Origin of the sequence: Curtobacterium sp. PhB128 (genome assembly GCF_004340725.1) — a bacterium.
Lineage (GTDB): Bacteria > Actinomycetota > Actinomycetes > Actinomycetales > Microbacteriaceae > Curtobacterium.
In genome coordinates this window covers 241,893-262,740 of the sequence record NZ_SLUR01000003.1, presented here as the reverse complement: position 1 = coordinate 262,740, position 20,848 = coordinate 241,893, and the positions used below count along the sequence as shown (strand labels likewise).

Genomic DNA, 20,848 nt, shown 5'->3' with positions numbered 1-20,848 from the left:
CGCGTCCGCCAGTAGGCTCGGGGCATGAGCGACGACGTCACCCCGCCCGAGCCCGAAGCGACGGCCGAAGCGACGGCTGTCGCCGAACTCCGGAGCATCCGGCAGAGCATCGACAACATCGACGCCGCCGTCATCCACATGCTCGCCGAGCGCTTCAAGTACACCCAGCGAGTGGGGCACCTGAAGGCCGAATCGGGCATGCCCGCCGCCGACCCGGACCGCGAACAGATCCAGGTCGCACGGCTCCGGAGCCTCGCCGCCGAGGCGCACCTCGACCCCGCCTTCGCCGAGAAGTTCCTCAACTTCATCGTCGCCGAGGTCATCCACCACCACGAGCGCATCGCCGGGCGCGACGAATGAGCGTCGACCTGCCGACCCTGCTCGTCGGTTCCTACACCGCCACGGGCGGCGGGAACGCGACCGGCATCTCCCTGGTCGACGGCGGCGCTGCCCGCGCGGGCGCGGGCGAGGGCGCTCGTACGGTCGCGGTCGCTCGTACCGTCGCGGTGCTCGACGATCCCTCGTTCCTCGCTGTGTCGGGCGACCGTGTCTACGCCGTGTCCGAGACGAACGACGGCGGCGTCTCCGCCTTCCGGATGCAGAACGGCGCGCTCGAACACCTGTGGGACGCCTCCGCCGGCGGTGACGCCCCGTGCCACCTGCGGGTCGACCCGTCCGGGGCGCTCATCGTCACCAACTACGTCTCCGGCACCGTCACCGCCGTGTCCCTGGCGGCGGCCGAGTCGTTCTCCGCCTCGGTCCTCGCGAGCGACGGCGTCGTCCTGCCCGCAGACGGCGTGCACGGCCGAACCGACCGGCTCGCCGTCCCCGCCTCGGCCATCGCCGTCGCGACCCTGCCCGCCGCCACCGGCCCGGTGCAGGACCGGCAGGATGCGCCGCACGCGCACCAGTCCGTCGCGACGCCGGACGGCACGGTGCTCGTCGCCGACCTCGGTGGCGACGCGCTGCACGAGTTCCGCGTGACCGTGTCGGCCGACGGCGTCCCCACGCTCGAGGCGCTGCGCGTGCACCACGTGGCGCCCGGCGTCGGCCCGCGGCACCTGGCCTGGTACGCAGGCGACCTGTTCGTCGCCGGTGAGCTCGACGGCGCGGTCCACCGACTCCGCCGCGACGAGTCCGGCTCGCTCGTGACGATCGCCTCAACCCCGACGTTCGAGGGTGCGGTGGGGGAGTCGCTCCTCAGCCACATCGAGGTCGACGACGCCGGACTCGTCACCGTCGCCGTCCGTGGCCGCGACCTGATCGTGGTGCTCGACGCTGCCGACGACGGGCTCGCGCTCGTCGGGTCCGCCTCGTGCGGGGGTGCCTGGCCGCGCCACTTCGCCCGGGTGCCGGGGTACGTGCTCGTCGCCAACGAGCGGTCGGACGCCATCGCCGTGCTGCCGATCGGTGCCGACGGTGTGCCGGGCGAGGCCGTCGAGCAGATCGCCGTCGGGACCCCGACGTGCATCATCCCGCTCTGACCATGACCGAGGTCGACCCGTACACCCTGGTCGTCGGGGCACCGCCGCTGGCGGACTACCTGCGTCTGCGCCAGGACTCCGGACTCTCACCGAAGAACGCCGAGCAGGGCGCCGGGGCGATCGCCGGCAGTTGGTCGGCGTGCCACGTCGTGGACGCCGGCGGCACACCGGTGGCGATGGGCCGGACGATCGGCGACGGCGGTTGGTACTTCCACATCGCCGACATCGCCACCGATCCCGACCACCAGCGCCGTGGGCTCGGACGCCGTGTGGTCGAGTGGCTGCTCGAGGATGTCCGCGACCGAGCACCCGCCGGTGCCTACGTCACGCTCGTCGGGGATCCGCCCGGTCAGCGGCTGTACCGATCGCTCGGGTTCGACGACGTCGCGCCGAGTCTCGGCATGGCACTCCGACTGGACTGACGCCGACGGGTCGCTAGCGCTCGATCAGGTTCTCGAACGGGCGACCCTCGGCCAGCGCTGCGACCTGCCGACGCATCAGCTCGATCGACCGCGGGACGCTCAGGTCGGTGTTGCCCCCGACGTGCGGCGTGAGGACCGTGTTCGGCGTCGTCCACAGCGGGTGGCGGTCGGGCAGGGGCTCGGGGTCGGTGACGTCGAGCGCCGCGAACAGTCGCTCGGACTGCAGCTCCGCCACCAGCGCATCGGTGTCGACGACCTTTCCGCGGGCGACGTTCACCACCAGGGCGCCGTCGGGCAGCGCGGCCAGCAGCTCGGCGTCGACCAGCCGTTCGGTCTCGTCCGTCAGCGGCGCGATGAGCACGAGGACGTCCGTCGTCGGTGCCAGCTCGGGCAGCTCGCCGAACGCGTGCACGTGGCGACCGTCCTGGTCGCGAGCCGTACGGGCCACCACGGTGACCTCGGTGCGGAACGCCTCGAACCGGGTGGCGATCGCCGACCCGATCGCGCCGTAGCCGACGACCGTGACCCGGCGGTCGGCCAGGGATCGGGTCTTCCGGGCGTCCCAGACACCGTTGGCGCGATCGGCCTGGAACGCCCCGAGCTCGCGCAGCGAGGTCAGCGCCAGGCCGACGGCGAGCTCGGCGGTCTCGTCGTCGTGGATCCCCCGACCGTTCGCCAGCTGGGCGTGCCCGGGCACGTGCGGCACCGCGTGCTCGTAGCCGGCGCTCGGCAGCTGCAGGAGCTCGAGCGCCGGCAGGTCGTGCACGAACTGCCAGCGGTGCCGTCCACCGAAGTAGAACGGCAGGAACGTGATGGCGACGTCGTCCGGGCGACCGTACGGCGCCTCGACGTCCCACACGTCCAGCTCGATGCCGTCCGGCACGGGGCCGAACCGGTCGACGAGCTCCGCGAAGGGCAGGGTGACGATGGGCACGCGGTGTCCGCCGGGCCTAGGAGTCCGTGCGCGGCGAGAACGCACCGTCGGAGTCGAGCGGCCCACGGCCGACGTACCCCTCGGTGACGTCCTCGACGATCACGTCGCCGAAGCGGGCCGGCAGCGTCGCGTTGTGCGTGCCGCGGAGCTCGTCGAGCGTCGCCGTGAACGCACCCTGGACCTCGAGCGCGTTCGACGTGGCGTCGGTCACGCCGATGCGCAGGACCGGGAAGCCCCGACCGGCGCACAGGCCCTGGAAGCGGACGTCGTCCTCGCGCCGGACGGTCACGATGACGCGACCGGTCGACTCGGAGAACAGCGCGGTCGCCGTGTCGACGCCGTCGCGGGACTCGAGCTCGTCGAGGACCACGCGGGCGCCGAGGCCGAAGCGGAGCACCGACTCGGCGAGCGACTGGCCGAGGCCACCGTCCGCCAGGTCGTGCGCACTCGTCAGCAGCTGCTCGCCACTCGCTGCGAAGAGCAGCTCGGCGAGCTCCTTCTCGCGACCGAGGTCCACCGCCGGCGGACGACCGCCGAGGTGTCCGTGCACCGTGCCGGCCCAGGCCGAACCGTCGAGCTCGAGGCTCGTGGTGCCGAGCAGGTAGATGTTGTGGCCGTCGTCCTGCCAGCCCGACGGGACGCGCTTGGCGACGTCGTCGATGACACCGAGCACACCGACGACCGGGGTCGGGTGGATCGGGGTCGAGCCGGTCTGGTTGTAGAACGACACGTTGCCGCCGGTGACCGGGATGCCGAGCTCCATGCAGCCGTCGGCCAGTCCCTCGACCGCCTCGGAGAACTGCCACATGACCTCGGGGTTCTCGGGGGAGCCGAAGTTCAGGCAGTCGGTGACCGCGGCGGGGACGGCACCGGTGACGGCGACGTTCCGGTACGCCTCGGCCAGGGCCAGACGCGCGCCCTGCTTCGGGTCGAGCTGGCAGTAGCGGCCGTTGGCGTCGGTGGCGATGGCGACACCGAGCCCCGTTTCCTCGTCGACGCGGATCATGCCACCGTCGTCGGGGAAGGACAGGGCCGTGTTGCCGAGCACGTAGGTGTCGTACTGGTTCGTGACCCAGTTCTTCGACGCCAGGTTCGGCGAACCGAGCAGGCTGAGGAACTGCGCCTTGAGCGCGGGGCCGTCGGCCGGACGGTCGAGCGAGGCGGCGGAGTCGGCCTGCAGCGCGTCGATCCAGGTCGGGTAGGCGACCGGGCGGTCGTAGACCGGGCCGTCGACGGCGACGGTGCGCGGGTCGACGTTGACGATCTCCTGGCCCTGCCAGTCGATGACGAGACGGCCGGTGCCGGTGACCTCGCCCAGGACGCTGGTCTCGACCTCCCACTTGCCGACCACGGCGAGGAACTCGTCGAGCTTGTCGGGGCGGACGACCGCCATCATGCGCTCCTGGCTCTCCGACATCAGGATCTCTTCGGCCGTGAGCGTGGGGTCGCGCAGCAGGACGTCGTCGAGCGAGATGTGCATGCCGCCGTCGCCGTTGCTCGCGAGCTCGGACGTGGCGCAGGAGATACCCGCGGCGCCGAGGTCCTGGATGCCCTCGACCAGTTCCTTCTGGAACAGCTCGAGGCAGCACTCGATCAGGACCTTCTCGGCGAAGGGGTCGCCGACCTGGACGGCGGGACGCTTGGTCGGGCCGCCCTCGGTGAAGGTGTCGGACGCCAGGATCGACGCGCCACCGATGCCGTCGCCACCGGTGCGGGCACCGAACAGCACGACCTTGTTGCCGGCTCCGGACGCGTTCGCCAGGTGCAGGTCCTCGTGCCGCAGGACGCCGACCGCGAGGGCGTTGACGAGCGGGTTGCCCTGGTACACCGGGTCGAAGTAGGTCTCGCCGCCGATGTTCGGCAGGCCGAGGCAGTTGCCGTAGAACGAGATGCCACCGACGACGCCGTGCACGACGCGTGCGGTGTCCTCGTGGTCGATCGCGCCGAAGCGGAGCTGGTCCATCACGGCGACCGGGCGGGCACCCATCGAGATGATGTCGCGGACGATGCCGCCGACGCCGGTCGCGGCGCCCTGGTACGGCTCGACGTAGGACGGGTGGTTGTGCGACTCGACCTTGAAGGTCACCGCCCAGCCGTTGCCGACGTCGACGACACCGGCGTTCTCGCCCATGCCGACCATCAGGTTCTTCGTCATCTCCGGCGTGACCTTCTTGCCGAACTGACGGAGGTAGTTCTTCGAGGACTTGTAGGAGCAGTGCTCGGACCACATGACGGAGTACATCGCCAGCTCACCCGAGGTGGGGCGGCGGCCGAGGATCTCCTTGATGCGGGCGTACTCGTCCGGCTTCAGGCCGAGCGCGTCGTACGGCTGGTCCTTGTCGGGAGTCGCCGCGGCATCCTGCACGGTGTCGGGCTTCGGGCGCACGTAAGTCGTCACGGTGTTGTCGTTCCCTGTCACTGGAGTCGCGGCCGTCACTTGACGAGCGTCGACTCGATCACGGAGGTGAAGAAGGTGAGGCCGTCCGTGCCGGAGGCCATGGCAGCGGCGGTGTCCGGGCCGAAGCCGGGCTCGGTCGCGTGCTCGGGGTGCGGCATCAGGCCCACGACGTTGCCGCGCTCGTTCGAGACGCCCGCGATGTCGTCGATCGACCCGTTCGGGTTCACGCCGACGTAGCGGAACACGACCTGGCCGTTGTCCTCGATGCGCTTGATCTCGTCGGCGTCGGCGACGAACCGGCCGTCGGCGTTCTTGAGCGGGATCGTGATCTCCTGCTGCGCGGTGAACCCCGAGGTCCAGGCGGTCGAGGTGGTCTCGACGCGGAGCTTCTGGTCGCGGCGGATGAACTGCTGGTGCGCGTTGCGGGTGTGCGCGCCGGGGACCAGGCGGGCCTCGGCCAGCATCTGGAAGCCGTTGCAGATGCCGAGCACGGGCATGCCCTTGCCGGCGGCGTCGATGACCTCGGCCATGATCGGCGCCTTCGCGGCGATCGCTCCGGCGCGCAGGTAGTCGCCGTACGAGAACCCGCCGGGCAGCACGATGGCGTCGACGCCCTGCAGGTCGTGGTCGCCGTGCCAGAGGGCGACGGGGTCGGCACCGGCGAGACGGACCGCGCGCTGGGCGTCACGGTCGTCGAGGGAGCCGGGGAAGGTGATGACGCCGATGCGCATCCGGGTCACTGACCTTCGACGGTCACGGAGACGACGTCCTCGATGACCGCGTTCGAGAAGACGTCGGCGGCGATGTCGCGGACCTCGGCCAGCTTGGCGTCGTCGACGGGGCCGTCGACGGTCACCTCGAAGCGCTTGCCGATGCGGACGTTGGTCAGGTCGGCCTTGCCCAGACGGGCGAGGGCGTTGCCCACCGCCTTGCCCTGGGGGTCGAGGATCTCAGCCTTGGGCATGACCTCGACGACGATCGTTGGCACGTGTTCTCTCCAGCGCTTCAGGGGTGGGGGACGCGACCAGTCTACGGGGCGCGCGCGACACGCCGGGACGGATCCGGGCCTCCTGTGGAGAACGTGCTGTGCGTTTGCTCACCTGTGTTCGACTCCGTATATTCGAAGTCGAATAGTCCAGTCGGAAGACTGCCGCATCGATCCGTCAGGAGGCCCGCATGGCGTCGCTCACGCCCCTCGCGTTCGCCGCGCTCGACCTGCTGAACGAGGCACCGATGCACCCGTACGAGATGTTCCAGACGATGGTCCACCGGCAGGAGGAGCGGAACGTCAAGGTCCGCCCGGGCACCCTGTACCACCAGGTCGGCCGCCTCGCCGAGCTCGGGTTCGCCGAGGTCGTGGGCACCGACCGCGACGGCAACCGGCCGGAACGCACCACCTACACGATCACCGACGCCGGTCGCGCAGCGCTCGCGGACGGCCTCCGCCGCATGGTGGCGGAGCCCGCGGACGAGTACCCGGAGTTCCACCTGGCCCTCTCCGTGCTCGAGAACCTGCCGCACACCGAGGCGGTCGATGCCGTCCGGGCCCGGATCGTCGCACTCGAACAGGAGCGCGACGACTACGACCAGGCACTCCAGCGCGTGCAGGCCAAGCAGCTGACCGAGCGGTACTGGCTCGACGTGTCGTACGTCCGTGCGATGCTCGCCGCGCAGATCGAGTGGCTCAGCACCACCGTCGACCGCATCGCCAGCGGCGACCTCCCCTGGGACGGCCCGGCCGTCCCCACAGACACTGACTTCCCCACGAACAGCAAGGACACCACTCGATGACCACCGTCACGCCTCCGCGGACGACCGAGAAGAAGCCGTGGCCCGCCCTCTGGGCGCTCGTCGTCGGCTTCTTCATGATCCTCGTCGACTCGACCATCGTGTCGGTCGCCACCCCCACCATCGCCCAGAAGCTCGACGCGGACATCAACTCCGTGATCTGGGTGACGAGCGCCTACCTGCTCGCCTACGCGGTGCCGCTGCTCATCACCGGCCGCCTCGGTGACCGCTTCGGCCCGAAGGTCATGTACCAGATCGGCCTCGTCGTCTTCACGCTCGCCAGCCTCTGGTGCGGTCTGGCCGGCTCCATCGAGATGCTCATCGTGGCCCGCGTCGTGCAGGGTCTCGGCGCCGCGATGATGAGCCCGCAGACGATGTCCGTCATCACGCGCATCTTCCCGCCGCAGAACCGCGGTGCCGCGATGGGTCTCTGGGGCGCCGTCGCCGGTGTCGCCTCGCTCGTCGGCCCGATCGTCGGCGGTCTGCTCGTCGACGGCTTCGGCTGGGAGTGGATCTTCTTCGTGAACGTCCCCGTCGGTGTCGTGGCGTTCGTGCTCGCGCAGCGCTTCGTGCCGTCGTTCGACCGCCACGGGCACCGCTTCGACTACCTCGGCATCTTCCTGTCGGCGGCCGGCCTGTTCCTGCTCGTCTTCGGCATCCAGGAAGGCGAGACCTACGACTGGGGCGTCATCGCCGGACCGATCTCGGTGTGGTCGCTCATCATCGTCGGGCTCGTGGTGCTCGCCGGGTTCGTCGTCTGGCAGGGCGTGCAGAAGGGCGAGCCGCTGCTGCCCCTCGGCCTGTTCAAGGACCGCAACTTCACCCTGGCCAACGTCGCCATCACGGCCGTCGGTGTCGCGATCGCCTCGTTCGCGCTGCCGATCATGCTCTGGGCGCAGGACGTCCTGCGGTTCTCGCCGACCCAGGCTGCACTGCTCCTCGTGCCGCAGGCCGTGCTGTCCGCCGGCCTCGCACCGCTCGTCGGCAAGAACCTCAACCGGTGGAACCCGCGCTGGGTCGCCGCGTTCGGTCTCGCGTGCTTCTCGGCCGGGCTGTTCTGGTTCGGAGCCCTGCTGTCGTCGAGTGCCGACTGGGGATGGGTGCTCCTGCCGAGCGCGCTCCTCGGCATCGCCAACGCCTGCATGTGGGGTCCGCTGTCCGTCTCGGCGACGCGCAACCTGCCGCCGAAGCTGGCCGGTGCCGGCTCGGGCGTCTACAACACCACGCGCCAGATCGGTGCCGTGCTCGGTTCGGCCGGCATCGCGGCGCTGATGGAGGCCCGGATCACCGCGAACTTCCCGGCCTCGACCGGTGGGACCTCCGCCGGTGGTGCCGAGCAGCAGGTCGGCGGGCTGCCCGGGTTCCTGCTCGAGCCGTTCTCGCGGGCCATGGGTGAGTCGCTGTTCCTTCCGGCGATCGTGCTCATCGCGGCGATCGTGGCGGCGCTGTTCCTGGCGAAGCCGAAGCAGACCGTCGCCTGGCAGCAGACCGGCGGCGTGACCGCCCAGCCCGAGGCCGCCGGAGCCCCGTCGAAGTAGGAACGCGCACAGTTCGTGAGCAGAAATGGTCGGGTCGCCTGCGGGCACCCGACCATTTCTGCTCACCATGTGCCGCTCGCCGCTCGCCGCCGCCGCCCCGCCCGCGCGCTCAACCCCGGCGCTGCAGGTGCTCCCGCGTCAGCTCGTCGATCTGCTCGTCGGTCAGGGCGTCGACGGCGTGGGCCTCGCGGCGATCGGTCCGCTGCCACCGGATGAACAGCGAGATGAGCACGGGGATGTCCGCCACCTCGGCGATGAACCACAGCAGGTCGCCCGCCAGGTGCTGATCGCGCAGCGGCGACGGGAACCACGGCTGCCCCACGGCCTGCACCACCGACCCGTCGAGCACGTGGTTCGTGATCCGGAGCACGATGCCCGGCACCGCGTCGATCATCAGCTCCACGAAGGCGAGCAGGAACTCCGCGGTGACGAACGTCGACGACCGCAGCACCCCGGGCTCGGACAGCGGAGCGAGCAACCCGAACCCGAGCATCGGGACCGTCACCGTGATCACGACGGCCCAGACGGACGATTCGCGCAGGGTCGCCGCGAACGGTGTCAGCAACAGGCCGAACAGGACGAGGGCGACGAGCGGCGCGACGATCGCGTTGCCGAGCAGGCGCACTGGACGCGACCGCATGGCGGCGTCGGCGGCGTGCGCGAGGTGATCCGGGCCTCCTGTCCGGAGCAACGAGACGGGCGCACCGAGCGCGGCGAAGGTGGGGACCGCGAAGAAGAGCAGGGCGGACCGCAGCACGAACGCCCACCGCAGCTGCTGGTCGTACACGCCGACGATGCCGAACTGCAGGATCCCGAACAGCACCAGTGCGGCGACGAACGCGAGGGTGCGCCACCAGGGCCAGCGTGCGCCGCGACGTGCGGCGGCGACGACCCACCAGCCGTAGGCGACCGCGGCGACGGCGATCATCACCGCGGACAGGGGATCGAACCGCCAGGTGCTCCAGAACTCGGGTGTCGACGGCGTCGGGTGCCTCCAGGGGATCGGCCTGCCGCCATCCTCTGGCCGGCGCGTGTGGCGGTGCAGGCCCGAGTGGTCCCGAACGGTGAGAACCGGTTCAGATCCGGGTGACGCCCCGGGCCGGCGTGGTCCGCGAAAGCAACCACACCCCGATCGGCACGGCCACGGCGCCGATGACCGCGATCCCGAACGACAGGTGCAGCTGCATCACCAGGAACGCCGGACCGATCGTGCAGAGCGCAGCGACAGCGACGACCGGCCAGGACGGGCGGTCCGCCGAGGGCAGCAGCCGGGGGAGCGGGCGGTCGAACCAACGGAGCGCGCGAGCAACCCCGAGCGCGACGACGAGCACCGCGACCAGCGCGATCAGCCGGGACGCCCACCACCCACCCGAGCCCGGCGACGGGAACGGCACCCCGACCAACAGGGCGACCCCGTTCAGCGCGATGAAGAGCGGCAGGTGCCAGAGGTAGATGGTCATGCCGTCCCGACCGAGCACGAACACGGCGCCGAGCGCGGCCCTGGTGCGCATCAGGCGGGTGAGCGGGGCGTGCACGAGCTGGACCAGGCAGGCCTGTGCGATCGCGAGGAACGCCAGCGGGAGCATCGGCGGGTTGAGGTCCTGCAGCATGTCCGGTGCCCACAAGCCGATCGAGGTCATCGGGACGAGCAGGGCGTAGGCGGCGACGGCCACCGCGAGCAGGAGCGCCTTCGACCGCCGTGCGAACCACCCGTCGGCCCAGAGGAACCCGAGCTGCTGCGCGAAGAGCCACACCGGCCCGAGGTTGAGCAGTCCGACCTCGGTGACCCCGGTGGCCAGGCGGACCGCATCGACCACCGCGGCGAGCACGAGCAACACGCCGAGGGTTGCCCAGGGTGCGCGCTCGTGGAACCGCATCATCAGCGGCACGCAGCACTGCGTGATGCCGTACGCGGCGAGGAACCAGAGCGGTGAGCCGATGCCGAACGCGACCTCGGCGAGGAGGTCCGGCGGGGTGCCGACGGCCGTGGCCACACCGAGCCCGAGCGCGAGGAACACGAACAGCGGGACCGCGGGCCGGAACAGGCGCACGAGGCGGGTGGCCAGGTAGTCGCGAGCAGGGCTCGGTGCACCGCGGGCGACGGTGCTGCGCCAACCGACTGCGCTCGCGAAGCCGCCGACCACGAAGAAGAGGGGCATCACCTGCCCGATCCAGGTGGCGGCGACGTACCACGGGAGTTCCTGCAGGGGGCTCGTCACCCGCACTCCCTGGTCGTCGGACGCGACGCCGACCATCGTGACGTGCACGATGACGACGAGGACGACGCAGGCCGTCCGGATGAGGTCGACGACCAGGTCCCGCTTCGCGATGATCCCCCGGACGTCCGGTGCGCTGTTCGCCTGCTCAGACAGGCCGTGGCTCGTGGACATGTCGGGACGTTAGCGTGCAGACCGATCGTTCCAGCGTCCCTCCAGGTGATCGCCGCCAGATCGTGACACGTCGCATACCGGTCGCGGAATGTGTTCCGACGGGTGCGCGCCACGACGGCTCGTGTACAGTGGCCGTGTTGTCTTGATTCCTGCAAAAGAAAGGCTCAGCATGGACGCCGACGCCGATCTGCTCCGCACCTCGGGCCTCCGGGTCACGACGCCGCGACTCGCGGTGCTGCGGGCCACCGAATCGATGCCGCACGCCACCGCCGACGACATCGTCACGGCGCTCACGGCGGAGCTGCCGACGACCAGCCACCAGGCCGTGTACGGCGTGCTCGCCGCGCTGACCGGCGTCGGCCTCGTCCGACGCATCGAGCCGGCCGGCAGCCCCGCTCGGTACGAGCGACGCACCGGTGACAACCACCACCACATCGTCTGCACGCTGTGCGGCGCGATCGAGGACGTCGACTGCGCCGTCGGACACTCGCCCTGCCTGACCCCGTCGGACGCGCACGGCTTCGCCGTCACCACCGCCGAGGTCACCTACTGGGGCATCTGCGAGCGGTGCGCCGCGGCCGAGCGCGACGACGCCGGCGATGACGCAGCCAGCGACGCAGGCGCAAGCGCAATCGACGCAAGCGCAAGCGAAAGCGCAGACGACCCCGACGCAGCCGTGCCCGACGCAGCCGCGCCCGACGCCCCGCGCGTCCCCTGAACCACCCGAGCACCCCTGACCGAACCAACCGTTCCACCCAAGGAGGAACCGTGTCCGACCAGAACACGACGCCCGGCCAGCCGGCCGGCACCCCCACCACGACCACCAACTCCGGCGCTCCCGTCTCGAGCGACGAGCACTCGATGGGCGTCGGGGCCGACGGCCCCCTCGCGCTACACGACCACTACCTGATCGAGAAGCTCGCCCAGTTCAACCGCGAGCGTGTGCCGGAGCGGGTCGTCCACGCGAAGGGCGGCGGCGCCTTCGGTACCTTCACGGTCACGCAGGACGTCAGCAAGTACACCCGCGCCGCGTTCCTGCAGCCGGGTCAACAGACCGAGATGCTCACGCGCTTCTCGTCCGTCGCCGGTGAGCAGGGTTCTCCCGACACGTGGCGCGACCCCCGCGGTTTCGCGCTGAAGTTCTACACGTCCGAGGGCAACTACGACCTCGTCGGCAACAACACCCCCGTCTTCTTCATCCGCGACGGCATCAAGTTCCCCGACTTCATCCGCTCGCAGAAGCGCCTGCCCGGCTCGCACCTGCGCGACCACGACATGCAGTGGGACTTCTGGACCCTGTCGCCCGAGTCGGCGCACCAGGTCACCTGGCTGATGGGCGACCGCGGCCTGCCCGCGTCGTGGCGCGAGATGGACGGCTTCGGCTCGCACACCTACCAGTGGATCAATGCCGAGGGCGAGCGCTTCTGGGTGAAGTACCACTTCATCACCGAGCAAGGCCACAAGACCCTGACGCAGGAGGACGCCGACCGCATCGCCGGCGAGGACGCGGACTTCCACATCCGTGACCTGCACGCCGCGATCGAGCGTCAGGACTTCCCGCGCTGGACCCTCAAGGTGCAGGTCATGCCCTACGAGGACGCCGCGACCTACCGCTTCAACCCGTTCGACCTGACGAAGGTGTGGCCGCACGCGGACTACCCGCTCATCGAGGTCGGCACGATGGAGCTCAACCGCAACCCGGAGAACTACTTCGCGCAGATCGAGCAGGCGACGTTCGCCCCCTCGAACTTCGTGCCCGGCATCGCGGCGAGCCCGGACAAGATGCTCCTGGCGCGCATCTTCAGCTACGCGGACGCCCACCGCTACCGCGTCGGCACCAACCACGCGCAGCTGCCGGTGAACGCCCCGAAGAACGAGGTGCACTCGTACTCGAAGGACGGCGCGATGCGCTTCGACTTCCAGAAGTCCGAGGTGCCCGTGTACGCGCCGAACTCGCTCGGTGGCGCACACGCCGACCCGACCGCGACCGACGACGTGCCCGGCTGGGAGTCGGACGGCGCGCTGCAGCGTTCCGCCGCGACCCTGCACCCGGAGGACGACGACTTCGGCCAGGCCGGCACGCTCGTCCGAGAGGTCCTCGACGACGCCGCCCGTGAGCGCCTGGTCGGCAACATCGCCGGTCACGTCTCGAAGGTGACGCGCGACGACCTGCGCGAGCGCGTGTTCGCGTACTGGACGAACGTCGACGCCGACCTCGGTGCGCGCGTGCGCGCCGCGGTCGTGCCGAGCGCGCCGGGTTCGAACGAGGACCCGGAGACGGTGGCCGTCGAGGCGTAGCCCAGCCAGCGCAGGGGCGTGAGCCCCGGTCCACCACCTGACGGACGGGAGGCACGGTGCCAGCTGGCACCGGGCCTCCCGTCCGTCTGTCGTTGCGTTCTAGACCTCTTGTCCGTTCAGCCAGATCGGGCCGGCCGGCCAGTCCTCCAGGGCTGCGGCCACCGGCCGCACCATCCAGCCGCCCTGCTCGGTGTTCGTGATGCCGGCGCCCTCGGCGGTGAACGCCGAGAAGGTGCCGACGACCGCGGGGAACTCGTGCCAGCCGAGCTTCGCGTAGAAGGGGATGCGGTTCTCGCCCGCGCCGAGGAAGCCGTACGGCACCGCGAGCCCGTCGAGCACGGCGTGCGTGCGCTCCATGAGTTCCCGGCCCTTGCCCGATCCCTGCAGCCGTGGCGACACGGCGACGAGGCCGGTGTCTCCGACCAGGACGTCGCGCCCGCCGACCGTGATGAACATGCGGCGGATCCCGACGTGCGCCAGGACGACGCCGTCCCGGTCGCGGGCGAGGACCCGGCGTTCGGGCTGCATGCCGGACCAGCTGCGGCCGCCCACGTACCAGTGGGACCAGTCCGGGAACGCCTGCGCGAGCAGTGCTGCGATCGCTTCGTGGTCCGGGAGCGAGAGGGAGCTCTCCTCGACCACCTCCCACCGGATGTCATCAGTCACGCGTCCATCCTGCACGGATGTGGTGGGTGTCGTTGCGTTCTCGTACTGACCGGTAATACGTTAACGGTGACATCGGGGCGATGTCGCGATGAAAGGGGAGATCGATGTCGATCAAGAACGTCGTACTGGGTGCGGCCGTGCTGGGGAGTGTCGTGGGCGGCGGGATCGCGGTCGACACCGTGACGGCGCCGGAGGCAAGTGCTGCGACGTGCTGGCGGAAGGTGACGCAGAGCATGGGCTTCAACGAGTCGGGGTGTGGCCGTGCTCAGCACTTCAACCGGCTGAAGAGCGGGACGATGAAGTGGGGAAACGTGGTCGGTGGCAACAAGTGGTCCTACGAGGCTGCCTGCTGGACCAACATCGCCCAGTACGGCATGATCCGGGCCTGACGCGGTGGTTCGGAACCGTGCTCGGGGAGCAACGGTCGTCGTGGTGATCGGCGCCACGGCACTCGCTGGCTGCGCCTCCGCAGATGCTGCGCCCCGGGTCGTCGATCCGTCAGGCTTCTCCGCGGCCGGGCCGTGGGCGGATGAGTTCGCGGAATCAGCCGCCGACACCAGCCCGTACCAGCGGCAGATCCTCTCGGACGGAACGATCTCGGCGCGGGAGGTCGCAGATGCCCAGTCCCGCATGAGCGCATGCATGCGGGATCTCGGCTACGACTACACGACAGCAGAGGACGGCACGTCCGAAGCGTCGCCGCTCCCGGGGCGGAAGGCTGAAGACGCAACGGCCATCAACGATTCGAAGTCGAAGTGCGCGAAGGACTTCGACAGCGACGTGACGTACCTGTTCAACGAAGTCCGGCGGAACCCGGAGAAGCAGGACGAGGCAACGATCACCGTCGCGTGCCTCCGTGCCGCGAGACTCGTCGACGACACGTACACCGAACGTGAATGGCGCACCCAGAACGACGACGGGAACTTCTCCTTCTCGCAGTGGGACCCCGCAGCCGTACAGTGTCGGCTGGACCCCCTCGGACTCTGGCGGCAGTGATGCGCTGCCCGTCTGCCGCGCTCTTGGCGCTCGGGGCGATGGTGGTCGCGGCGGCGACGGCCGCCGCCATCGTGGTTGCTGTGCCGGCCGAGGTCCCGGCTGCCCTCCGGACGGCGGCCCCCACGAGCACCGTCCGGGTGACCGAGCGCACCGATGCCGATGAACGACAGGTGCAGCTCGCACTCGACACCGGTGCCCCACGGGCGGTCGTGACGTCGCGGACCGGCACGGTGACGACGTCGACGTGCTCGACCGGGGCACCCGTGCGGAGTGGGGACGTCCTCACGCGGGTCGACGGGCGGCCGGTGATGGCGCTCGCCAGTGACGAGCCGCTGTGGCGCGACCTCGAGATCGGCGACCGCGGGGCCGACGTCACGGGGCTGCAGCGGGAACTCACGCGCCTCGGTGCCGGACTGAGCATCGACGGCGTCCTCGGCCCGGGCACGCTCCGAGCTGCGCACCAGTTCCTGGTCGACCGAGGTGTCGACCGCGACGACCTGCCCGACGACGTCGTGCCGCGGGACCCGTTCGCATGGGTGCCAGCCGCCGAGAACGCCGTCCTGGCGTGCGTGGCCGTCGTCGGGGCAGCGGTCGGCGCCGACGGTGTCCTCGTCGAACTCCCGGCCGAACTCCGCGGCGCGCGCATCGAGGCGCTCCCGGTTGATCCGGCGCCGGGGGAGCGCGTGCTGCGGATCGGGAACGCCGACATCCCGATCGACGCCGCCGGGGTGGTCTCGCCGCCGACGGACCTCGCTGCGATCACCGCCCTGCCGGAGTACGCGGCGACGGTCGCTTCGGCGGACGGCGCACCGACGGTGGCCGCGACGTGGACGCTCAGTCGCCCGCGGACCGTCCAGGTGGTGCCGCCGACGGCCCTCTGGGACCTCGAGGGCGACCGGGCGTGCGTGCAACCGACGACGGGGCGGCCGCTCCGGGTCGAGGTCCTCGGGTCGGAACTCGGGCAGTCGTTCGTCCGGGTGCCCGGCGGACGAACGCTCGACCGGATCCGTGCCGCGCCGGACCGGTCCAGCTCGTGTCGGTGACGCTCGAGGGCGTCGGGCACGTCTGGCCGAACGGCACCGTGCTGTTCGACCGCGTCGACCGCACCTTCGCCGAGGGGAGCGTGACCGCGGTCGTCGGGCCGAGTGGCTCCGGTAAGTCCACGCTGCTCGCGATCCTCGCCGGGATGCTCCGTCCGACGCGCGGTGCCGCCGTCCGCCCGCCGGGCTGTCGGCCGCTCTGGGTCTTCCAGAACCCGTACGGGGTGGCCCGCCGCCGCGTGCTCGACCACGTCGCGTTGCCGTTCGTCGCCCAGGGCGCGGATCGTCGGACCGCGGACGTCCGGGCACTCGGGGTCCTCGAGCGCTTCGGGCTCGGTTCGCGGGCGCACGCGCGGTTCGCCGAACTGTCCGGTGGCGAGGCGCAACGCCTGATGCTCGCGCGCGCGATCGCGAGTGCGCCGGGTCTGATGCTGGTCGACGAGCCGACGGCGCAACTCGACCGGGCGACCGCGATCGAGGTGAACCGTGGGATCGGTGCGCTCGCCGCGTCGGGGACGGTCGTCGTCGTCGCCACGCACGACGACGCGACCCGTGACGCCTGCGACGGAGTGCTCGACCTCGGGCGGTACCGATGAGCCCCCGCCGGATGCAGGTGACCGAGGTCTGGCGGGAGGCGTGGCGCGACATCGCCTCCGGAGCCTCGTGGGCAGCCGTGACCGCTGCCGTCCTCGCGGTGCTGCTCAGCGGTGTCGTGGGCCTGCGCGCCGCAGCGGTCGCCGGTGACGTCCGAGCGGCTGCGGTGTTCGTCGCGAGCGGTGCGGCGACGACCGTCCAGCGAGCCGAGGGGCGGATCGACGGCCGCGTGTGCGATGCCCTCGCGGATGCCGAAGGGGTCATCGCGTCCGGTGCGTTCCGTCGCCTCGACGCCGGGGTCGTCCCCGCCGCGCTGCCGGGCTCGGCGATCCCGACCTACGAGGTGACCGCCGGGGTGCGTGGCCTGCTCGGCGGCTCCGCTGCCGACGGGGCCGCGGGAGTGATCATCTCGCCCACGGTGCACGAGACCCTGGGGCTTGCTGCCGGCGATCGCCTCGTGAGGGTGGGCCTCGCGGGCACCGGAGTCGCCGGTGTGTACGACCACCCCGACGACGGCCGGGACCCCGACCTGGAGTACGCGGTCCTCGCGCCGACGGTGGACGACGGGTCGCCGTTCGACGCCTGCTGGGCGACGGTGTGGCCGCAGCGCGACGACACGGTCTCGATGCTCCGGCGCACCGTCCTGCCGGCGAGCGGTGCCGAGGGCGAAGACCGACCCACCGCCGGGCAGCTCAACCCGACCCTGGGCGCGGTCTTCACCCCCGCGGCGCGGCAGCCAGTGCTCGTCCCGTTCGGGGCAGCGGCCCTCGTGGGGCTGACGATCGGCGCGGCAGCGGTCGCACGGCGCCGGCTCGCCCTGGCCTCCGACCGGCACGTCGGGGTACCGCGGAGCGCGCAGGTCCTCGGAATCGTCCTGCAGCACTTGGTCTGGGGATCGGTCGGGGCCCTGGTCGCGACGAGCGTCGCGGTGGTGTCGGTGCGTGGCCTCGACGTCGACGACGCACTGCCGATCGTGCGCGAGGCGATCGCGATCGCGTCCCTCGGGCTCGTGGGCGCGCTGCTCGGTGGGGCGCTCGCCGCGGCCACGATCCGCGAGCGCGCGCTGCACCGCTACTTCCGCTCCCGCTGACCGCAGCCGGGTGCTGCGCCACTTCAGTTCGCGCTGAGCGACACATCTCGGGCGCCGGGCCGCGAGAAGTGTCGCCCACCACGAAACTCGCCGCGACCACCGATGAACCCATTTGGTTGACGCGTCAACCAAATGGGCGCACACTGGTGCCATGCACACGCAGGACCTCCTCGCCGCCGACACCGGGATGGGTGCCGTCACCCTCCGCGTCGCGAACCTCGACCGGATGATCGGTTACTACCGCGATGGCGTCCAGCTCTCGCTGCTCTCGAACGAGGGCGGTGTCGCCGTGCTGGGACGACCGGGCGCCGGTGGCCTGGCGGTCCCGATCGTGATCCTCGAGCACGCGCCGTCGATGCAGCACGCCGGCCCGCACGACGCCGGCCTGTTCCACACCGCGATCCTGTTCGACACGAGGGCCGACCTGGCCGCCGCGCTGTACTCGGTGGCGACGAAGTTCCCGCAGACCTTCACCGGCAGCGCCGACCACCTGGTGAGCAACGCGTTCTACTTCACCGATCCCGAGGGCAACGGCGTCGAGCTGTACTGGGACCGCGACCGCACGGAGTGGTCGTGGACGCACGGCATGGTCGACATGGACACGAAGTACGTCGACCCGAACGCGTTCCTCCAGGAGCACCTTACGGCCGAGGCTGTGGAGTCCGCGCCGAACGCGCCGGGTCGGGTCGGCCACGTGCACCTGTCGGTCGGCGACGTCGCCAGCGCGAAGGACTTCTACGTCGACAAGCTCGGCTTCGCGACGACGGCCGGGTGGGGCGACGCCCTGTTCGTCAGCGCCGGCGGCTACCACCACCACATGGCGATGAACACCTGGAACTCCCGCGGGGCCGGGCGCCGTCAGCTCGCGCTCGGGCTGGGGCTCGTGCGGATCGAGGTGCCTGGGTCGGACGACCTCGGCGCCCTCGTCGCACGCATGCACGACACCGGGGTGCAGACCGCCGACGACGGCCGGACGGTCGCGTTCGAGGACCCGTGGGCGAACCGCATCGAGGTGACCGCGCCCGGTCGCGGCTGACGCGGTCCGCCGGCAGGGTCACGCGCGGTTCGAGATCCCGCCGTCCGACGTCAGCAGCTGCCCGTTCACCCAGCGCCCCTGCTCCGAGCAGAGGAACCCGACGAGTGCAGCGGTGTCCGACGGTCGTCCGAGTCGGCCGAGCGGCGTGCCCTCGACCGCCCAGCGCTTGACGTCGTCGGACATCCACCCGGTGTCGTTCGGGCCGGGGTTCACGACGTTCGCGCTGACGCCGAGGCTGCCGAGCTCCTTCGCGGCACCGAACACGAGGCGGTCGAGCGCCCCCTTCGACGCCCCGTACGGCAGGTTGTACGCGATGTGGTCGCTCGTCAGCGCGACGATCCGCCGGCGGTCCCGCGGTGCGGCGTCGCCAGCACGTTCGAGTGCGGCCGCGTACGCTTGCACGAGCAGGAACGGCGCGCGGGCGTTGACCGCGAAGTGCCGGTCCCACGACTCGACCGTCGTGGTCCGGACGTCCGAGTCGACCGATTCGCAGTGCGACATCACCAGCGCGGTGACGGGGGCGCCCGCCTCGGTCTCGGCGCGGCCGACCAGGGCGGCCGCCTGGTCCGGGTCCTCCAGGTCGACCGGGAGGCGCGTCACGCGTGCACCCACCGACTCGCACTCCTGCACGACGGATTCGACCCCGTCGGGATCCGCCCCACCGCTCACGCGGTCGTCGTACGGGCCCCACCACGAGATGGCCAGGTCCCAGCCGTCGGTCGCCAGACGGGTGGCGAGCGCCGCGCCGATGCCGGCTCTGCGGCCCACGCCGGTCACCAGGGCGAGTGGTCGTGCGGACGTCATACGGGCCTCCTGTCCGGTGCGCCGTCGCACCGATCGCCACCCAGTCTGCCGGAACCGGCCACGCGCGTGGCCATCGCACTCGGTGTCCTGTCGGCGAGGACCGGCACGCGAGGGCCAAGATGGACGGATGCCACGCACACGACCACCGCTCGGACGCGGACGCGGACCCCGCGGCGGTCGTCCGGACCCGCGCGACCTGCCGATCGAGCACGTCCGCGACCGGATGTCGTCCTACATCTACGGCAACATCACGGTGCTCGCCGCCGCGATCGCCGTCGACCCGGCCGCCATCCACCACGGGTCGGCGATCTGGGCCGTCCTGGCGACCGCGGTCCTGACCTACCTGGCGCACGTGCTCGCGCACCTGGTGGCGCACGGCCTCGGCGGCGACGACTCCCAGACGGACGACGCCCGGCGCGAATCGGTCCTGACGATCATGCGGAACGCGAACCCGATCGCGACGTCCGGGCTCATCCCCGCGGTGCTGTACGCGGTGGCGTGGATCGGGTGGATCCCGACGGGGTGGGCGCAGACGGCCGCCCTGGTCATCCTGGTCGTGCGCATCGGCATGGTCGGCGTCTTCATGCAGCGGTTCAGCGGCAAGCGGCCCACGTTCCTCGGGCTCTGGGGTGGCATCGTGCTGGCCGCCGTGGCGTTCGTGATCGGTCTCGTGAAGGTGGTGTTGACGCATTGAGCGCCACCGAGTCCGAGCCGAAGCCGAAGCGGGCCGGCTGGAAGTTCCTCCGCGACCTCGTCGTCATCGTCGTCGTGGCGCTGCTGGCGTCGTTCCTGGTGAAGACCTACCTGGTCCGGTCCTTCTACATCCCGTCCGCATCGATGGAGAACACGCTGCTCATCGGCGACCGCGTGCTCGTCAACGAACTCGTCCCCGGCGCCGTGCCGCTGCAGCGCGGTGACGTCGTCGTGTTCCAGGACCCGGGCGGCTGGCTCGGCACCGGGCAGGGCGACGACCTGATCAAGCGCGTGATCGGCCTGCCCGGCGACACCGTCTCGTGCTGCGGCACCGGCGGACACCTGTCGGTGAACGGCCACCCGGTCGACGAACCCTACGTGGTGCCCGAGATCGGGTCGGACCGGGTCTCCGGCACCGACTTCGACATCACCGTGCCGAAGGGGCGCATCTGGGTGATGGGCGACAACCGGTACAATTCGGCGGACTCCCGCGTGCACGGCACGGTGCCGGTCGACGACGTGGTCGGTCGTGCGTTCATCACCACGTGGCCGGTGTCACGGTGGACGGTGCTCTCGCGGTACGCCGACGAGTGGGACCAGGTGCCCGACCCGTCCTGAGCGGCCCTGAGCGGTCCTGAGCGGCCTTGAGCGGTCCGGGGCGGTCGTTGCCCGCCCCG

The 20,848-nt window shown here is 71.1% G+C and carries 22 protein-coding genes and 1 pseudogene; 15 read left to right on the top strand and 8 right to left on the bottom strand.

Features of this window, described 5'->3' with window-relative positions:
* The first annotated feature begins 24 nt into the window (after positions 1 to 24).
* From EDF23_RS07500 to EDF23_RS07490, 3 genes are read left to right on the top strand one after another with little or no spacing between them, the layout of a single operon-like run.
* The gene (locus EDF23_RS07500) at positions 25 to 360 is read left to right on the top strand and encodes a chorismate mutase (protein WP_123293629.1); all 336 of its coding nucleotides are present in this window, start codon (positions 25 to 27) and stop codon (positions 358 to 360) included.
* Positions 357 to 1,484 (top strand): beta-propeller fold lactonase family protein, encoded by a 1,128-nt coding sequence (locus tag EDF23_RS07495; protein ID WP_131921277.1) that lies wholly within the window; start codon positions 357 to 359, stop codon positions 1,482 to 1,484. Before EDF23_RS07500 ends, EDF23_RS07495 begins: the two co-directional genes overlap by 4 nt.
* A gap of 2 nt (positions 1,485 to 1,486) precedes the next feature.
* Positions 1,487 to 1,906: a GNAT family N-acetyltransferase gene (locus tag EDF23_RS07490; RefSeq protein WP_123293631.1), complete on the top strand. Its 420-nt coding sequence runs from the start codon at positions 1,487 to 1,489 to the stop codon at positions 1,904 to 1,906.
* Between the two features lie 13 nt (positions 1,907 to 1,919).
* Here EDF23_RS07490 and EDF23_RS07485 read toward each other — a convergent pair whose 3' ends face one another.
* From EDF23_RS07485 to purS, 4 genes are read right to left on the bottom strand one after another with little or no spacing between them, the layout of a single operon-like run.
* Entirely contained in the window at positions 1,920 to 2,840 is a 921-nt protein-coding gene (locus EDF23_RS07485; RefSeq protein ID WP_165901048.1) for a 2-hydroxyacid dehydrogenase, read from the bottom strand.
* A 16-nt stretch (positions 2,841 to 2,856) separates the two neighbouring features.
* On the bottom strand, positions 2,857 to 5,238 hold the full coding sequence (gene purL, locus EDF23_RS07480) for a phosphoribosylformylglycinamidine synthase subunit PurL (protein ID WP_243648845.1): 2,382 nt from the start codon (positions 5,236 to 5,238) through the stop codon (positions 2,857 to 2,859).
* A 35-nt stretch (positions 5,239 to 5,273) separates the two neighbouring features.
* A complete protein-coding gene (gene purQ / locus EDF23_RS07475) occupies positions 5,274 to 5,969 on the bottom strand; it encodes a phosphoribosylformylglycinamidine synthase subunit PurQ (RefSeq protein ID WP_111085606.1) in 696 nt (231 codons plus the stop codon).
* Positions 5,970 to 5,974: 5 nt separating this feature from the next.
* Positions 5,975 to 6,226 (bottom strand): phosphoribosylformylglycinamidine synthase subunit PurS, encoded by a 252-nt coding sequence (gene purS / locus EDF23_RS07470; RefSeq protein ID WP_017886272.1) that lies wholly within the window; start codon positions 6,224 to 6,226, stop codon positions 5,975 to 5,977.
* A gap of 188 nt (positions 6,227 to 6,414) precedes the next feature.
* Here purS and EDF23_RS07465 point away from each other — a divergent pair, with 188 nt between their 5' ends.
* A complete protein-coding gene (locus tag EDF23_RS07465) occupies positions 6,415 to 7,029 on the top strand; it encodes a PadR family transcriptional regulator (protein ID WP_111085590.1) in 615 nt (204 codons plus the stop codon).
* Complete coding sequence (locus tag EDF23_RS07460; protein WP_131921275.1) at positions 7,026 to 8,564, top strand: DHA2 family efflux MFS transporter permease subunit; 1,539 nt, start codon at positions 7,026 to 7,028, stop codon at positions 8,562 to 8,564. The genes EDF23_RS07465 and EDF23_RS07460 overlap by 4 nt, the downstream gene beginning before the upstream one ends.
* A 109-nt stretch (positions 8,565 to 8,673) precedes the next feature.
* Here EDF23_RS07460 and EDF23_RS07455 read toward each other — a convergent pair whose 3' ends face one another.
* Together EDF23_RS07455 and EDF23_RS07450 are read right to left on the bottom strand one after the other, a co-directional pair.
* Positions 8,674 to 9,492 carry a cytochrome c oxidase assembly protein gene (locus tag EDF23_RS07455; RefSeq protein ID WP_131921365.1) on the bottom strand — a complete coding sequence of 273 codons (819 nt, stop codon included), beginning with the start codon at positions 9,490 to 9,492 and terminating at the stop codon, positions 8,674 to 8,676.
* Positions 9,493 to 9,640: 148 nt separating this feature from the next.
* The gene (locus tag EDF23_RS07450) at positions 9,641 to 10,954 is read right to left on the bottom strand and encodes an acyltransferase (protein WP_131921274.1); all 1,314 of its coding nucleotides are present in this window, start codon (positions 10,952 to 10,954) and stop codon (positions 9,641 to 9,643) included.
* 169 nt (positions 10,955 to 11,123) lie between these two features.
* Here EDF23_RS07450 and EDF23_RS07445 point away from each other — a divergent pair.
* A pseudogene (locus EDF23_RS07445) lies at positions 11,124 to 11,516 on the top strand (Fur family transcriptional regulator); the annotation flags it as partial.
* Positions 11,517 to 11,722: 206 nt separating this feature from the next.
* Positions 11,723 to 13,252: a catalase gene (locus EDF23_RS07440; protein ID WP_131921273.1), complete on the top strand. Its 1,530-nt coding sequence runs from the start codon at positions 11,723 to 11,725 to the stop codon at positions 13,250 to 13,252.
* 99 nt (positions 13,253 to 13,351) lie between these two features.
* On the opposite strand, the gene EDF23_RS07435 is transcribed toward EDF23_RS07440, so the two are convergent.
* Complete coding sequence (locus EDF23_RS07435) at positions 13,352 to 13,918, bottom strand: GNAT family N-acetyltransferase (RefSeq protein ID WP_165901046.1); 567 nt, start codon at positions 13,916 to 13,918, stop codon at positions 13,352 to 13,354.
* A 104-nt stretch (positions 13,919 to 14,022) separates the two neighbouring features.
* Here EDF23_RS07435 and EDF23_RS07430 point away from each other — a divergent pair, with 104 nt between their 5' ends.
* From EDF23_RS07430 to EDF23_RS07405, 6 genes are all read left to right on the top strand, one after another.
* Complete coding sequence (locus EDF23_RS07430; protein ID WP_131921271.1) at positions 14,023 to 14,307, top strand: hypothetical protein; 285 nt, start codon at positions 14,023 to 14,025, stop codon at positions 14,305 to 14,307.
* A 43-nt stretch (positions 14,308 to 14,350) separates the two neighbouring features.
* The gene (locus EDF23_RS07425) at positions 14,351 to 14,914 is read left to right on the top strand and encodes a hypothetical protein (RefSeq protein ID WP_131921270.1); all 564 of its coding nucleotides are present in this window, start codon (positions 14,351 to 14,353) and stop codon (positions 14,912 to 14,914) included.
* The gene (locus tag EDF23_RS07420; protein ID WP_131921269.1) at positions 14,914 to 15,957 is read left to right on the top strand and encodes a hypothetical protein; all 1,044 of its coding nucleotides are present in this window, start codon (positions 14,914 to 14,916) and stop codon (positions 15,955 to 15,957) included. The genes EDF23_RS07425 and EDF23_RS07420 overlap by 1 nt, the downstream gene beginning before the upstream one ends.
* The gene (locus EDF23_RS07415) at positions 15,948 to 16,550 is read left to right on the top strand and encodes an ATP-binding cassette domain-containing protein (protein ID WP_123937515.1); all 603 of its coding nucleotides are present in this window, start codon (positions 15,948 to 15,950) and stop codon (positions 16,548 to 16,550) included. The genes EDF23_RS07420 and EDF23_RS07415 overlap by 10 nt, the downstream gene beginning before the upstream one ends.
* Positions 16,547 to 17,638 carry a hypothetical protein gene (locus tag EDF23_RS07410; protein WP_131921268.1) on the top strand — a complete coding sequence of 364 codons (1,092 nt, stop codon included), beginning with the start codon at positions 16,547 to 16,549 and terminating at the stop codon, positions 17,636 to 17,638. Before EDF23_RS07415 ends, EDF23_RS07410 begins: the two co-directional genes overlap by 4 nt.
* A 151-nt stretch (positions 17,639 to 17,789) precedes the next feature.
* Positions 17,790 to 18,674, top strand: a complete 885-nt coding sequence (locus EDF23_RS07405) for a VOC family protein (RefSeq protein WP_131921267.1) — start codon at positions 17,790 to 17,792, stop codon at positions 18,672 to 18,674.
* 18 nt (positions 18,675 to 18,692) lie between these two features.
* Here EDF23_RS07405 and EDF23_RS07400 read toward each other — a convergent pair whose 3' ends face one another.
* The gene (locus EDF23_RS07400; RefSeq protein ID WP_131921266.1) at positions 18,693 to 19,478 is read right to left on the bottom strand and encodes an SDR family oxidoreductase; all 786 of its coding nucleotides are present in this window, start codon (positions 19,476 to 19,478) and stop codon (positions 18,693 to 18,695) included.
* Between the two features lie 127 nt (positions 19,479 to 19,605).
* Between EDF23_RS07400 and EDF23_RS07395 the strand changes: the two genes are divergently transcribed.
* The gene (locus tag EDF23_RS07395; RefSeq protein ID WP_131921265.1) at positions 19,606 to 20,172 is read left to right on the top strand and encodes a hypothetical protein; all 567 of its coding nucleotides are present in this window, start codon (positions 19,606 to 19,608) and stop codon (positions 20,170 to 20,172) included.
* Entirely contained in the window at positions 20,169 to 20,789 is a 621-nt protein-coding gene (gene lepB / locus EDF23_RS07390; protein WP_123293649.1) for a signal peptidase I, read from the top strand. The genes EDF23_RS07395 and lepB overlap by 4 nt, the downstream gene beginning before the upstream one ends.
* The last annotated feature ends 59 nt before the right edge of the window (positions 20,790 to 20,848 follow it).

What these genes read in the sequence shown, in the direction of transcription:
- EDF23_RS07410 (WP_131921268.1), top strand. Translation starts at nt 16,547, where the DNA reads ATGAGCCCCCGCCGGATGCAGGTGACCGAGGTCTGGCGGGAGGCGTGG.
- EDF23_RS07430 (WP_131921271.1), top strand. Translation starts at nt 14,023, where the DNA reads ATGTCGATCAAGAACGTCGTACTGGGTGCGGCCGTGCTGGGGAGTGTC.
- EDF23_RS07405 (WP_131921267.1), top strand. Translation starts at nt 17,790, where the DNA reads ATGCACACGCAGGACCTCCTCGCCGCCGACACCGGGATGGGTGCCGTC.
- EDF23_RS07455 (WP_131921365.1), bottom strand. Translation starts at nt 9,492, where the DNA reads ATGATCGCCGTCGCCGCGGTCGCCTACGGCTGGTGGGTCGTCGCCGCC.
- EDF23_RS07395 (WP_131921265.1), top strand. Translation starts at nt 19,606, where the DNA reads ATGCCACGCACACGACCACCGCTCGGACGCGGACGCGGACCCCGCGGC.
- EDF23_RS07490 (WP_123293631.1), top strand. Translation starts at nt 1,487, where the DNA reads ATGACCGAGGTCGACCCGTACACCCTGGTCGTCGGGGCACCGCCGCTG.
- EDF23_RS07465 (WP_111085590.1), top strand. Translation starts at nt 6,415, where the DNA reads ATGGCGTCGCTCACGCCCCTCGCGTTCGCCGCGCTCGACCTGCTGAAC.
- EDF23_RS07495 (WP_131921277.1), top strand. Translation starts at nt 357, where the DNA reads ATGAGCGTCGACCTGCCGACCCTGCTCGTCGGTTCCTACACCGCCACG.
- EDF23_RS07400 (WP_131921266.1), bottom strand. Translation starts at nt 19,478, where the DNA reads ATGACGTCCGCACGACCACTCGCCCTGGTGACCGGCGTGGGCCGCAGA.
- purQ (WP_111085606.1), bottom strand. Translation starts at nt 5,969, where the DNA reads ATGCGCATCGGCGTCATCACCTTCCCCGGCTCCCTCGACGACCGTGAC.
- EDF23_RS07420 (WP_131921269.1), top strand. Translation starts at nt 14,914, where the DNA reads ATGCGCTGCCCGTCTGCCGCGCTCTTGGCGCTCGGGGCGATGGTGGTC.
- EDF23_RS07460 (WP_131921275.1), top strand. Translation starts at nt 7,026, where the DNA reads ATGACCACCGTCACGCCTCCGCGGACGACCGAGAAGAAGCCGTGGCCC.
- EDF23_RS07500 (WP_123293629.1), top strand. Translation starts at nt 25, where the DNA reads ATGAGCGACGACGTCACCCCGCCCGAGCCCGAAGCGACGGCCGAAGCG.
- EDF23_RS07450 (WP_131921274.1), bottom strand. Translation starts at nt 10,954, where the DNA reads ATGTCCACGAGCCACGGCCTGTCTGAGCAGGCGAACAGCGCACCGGAC.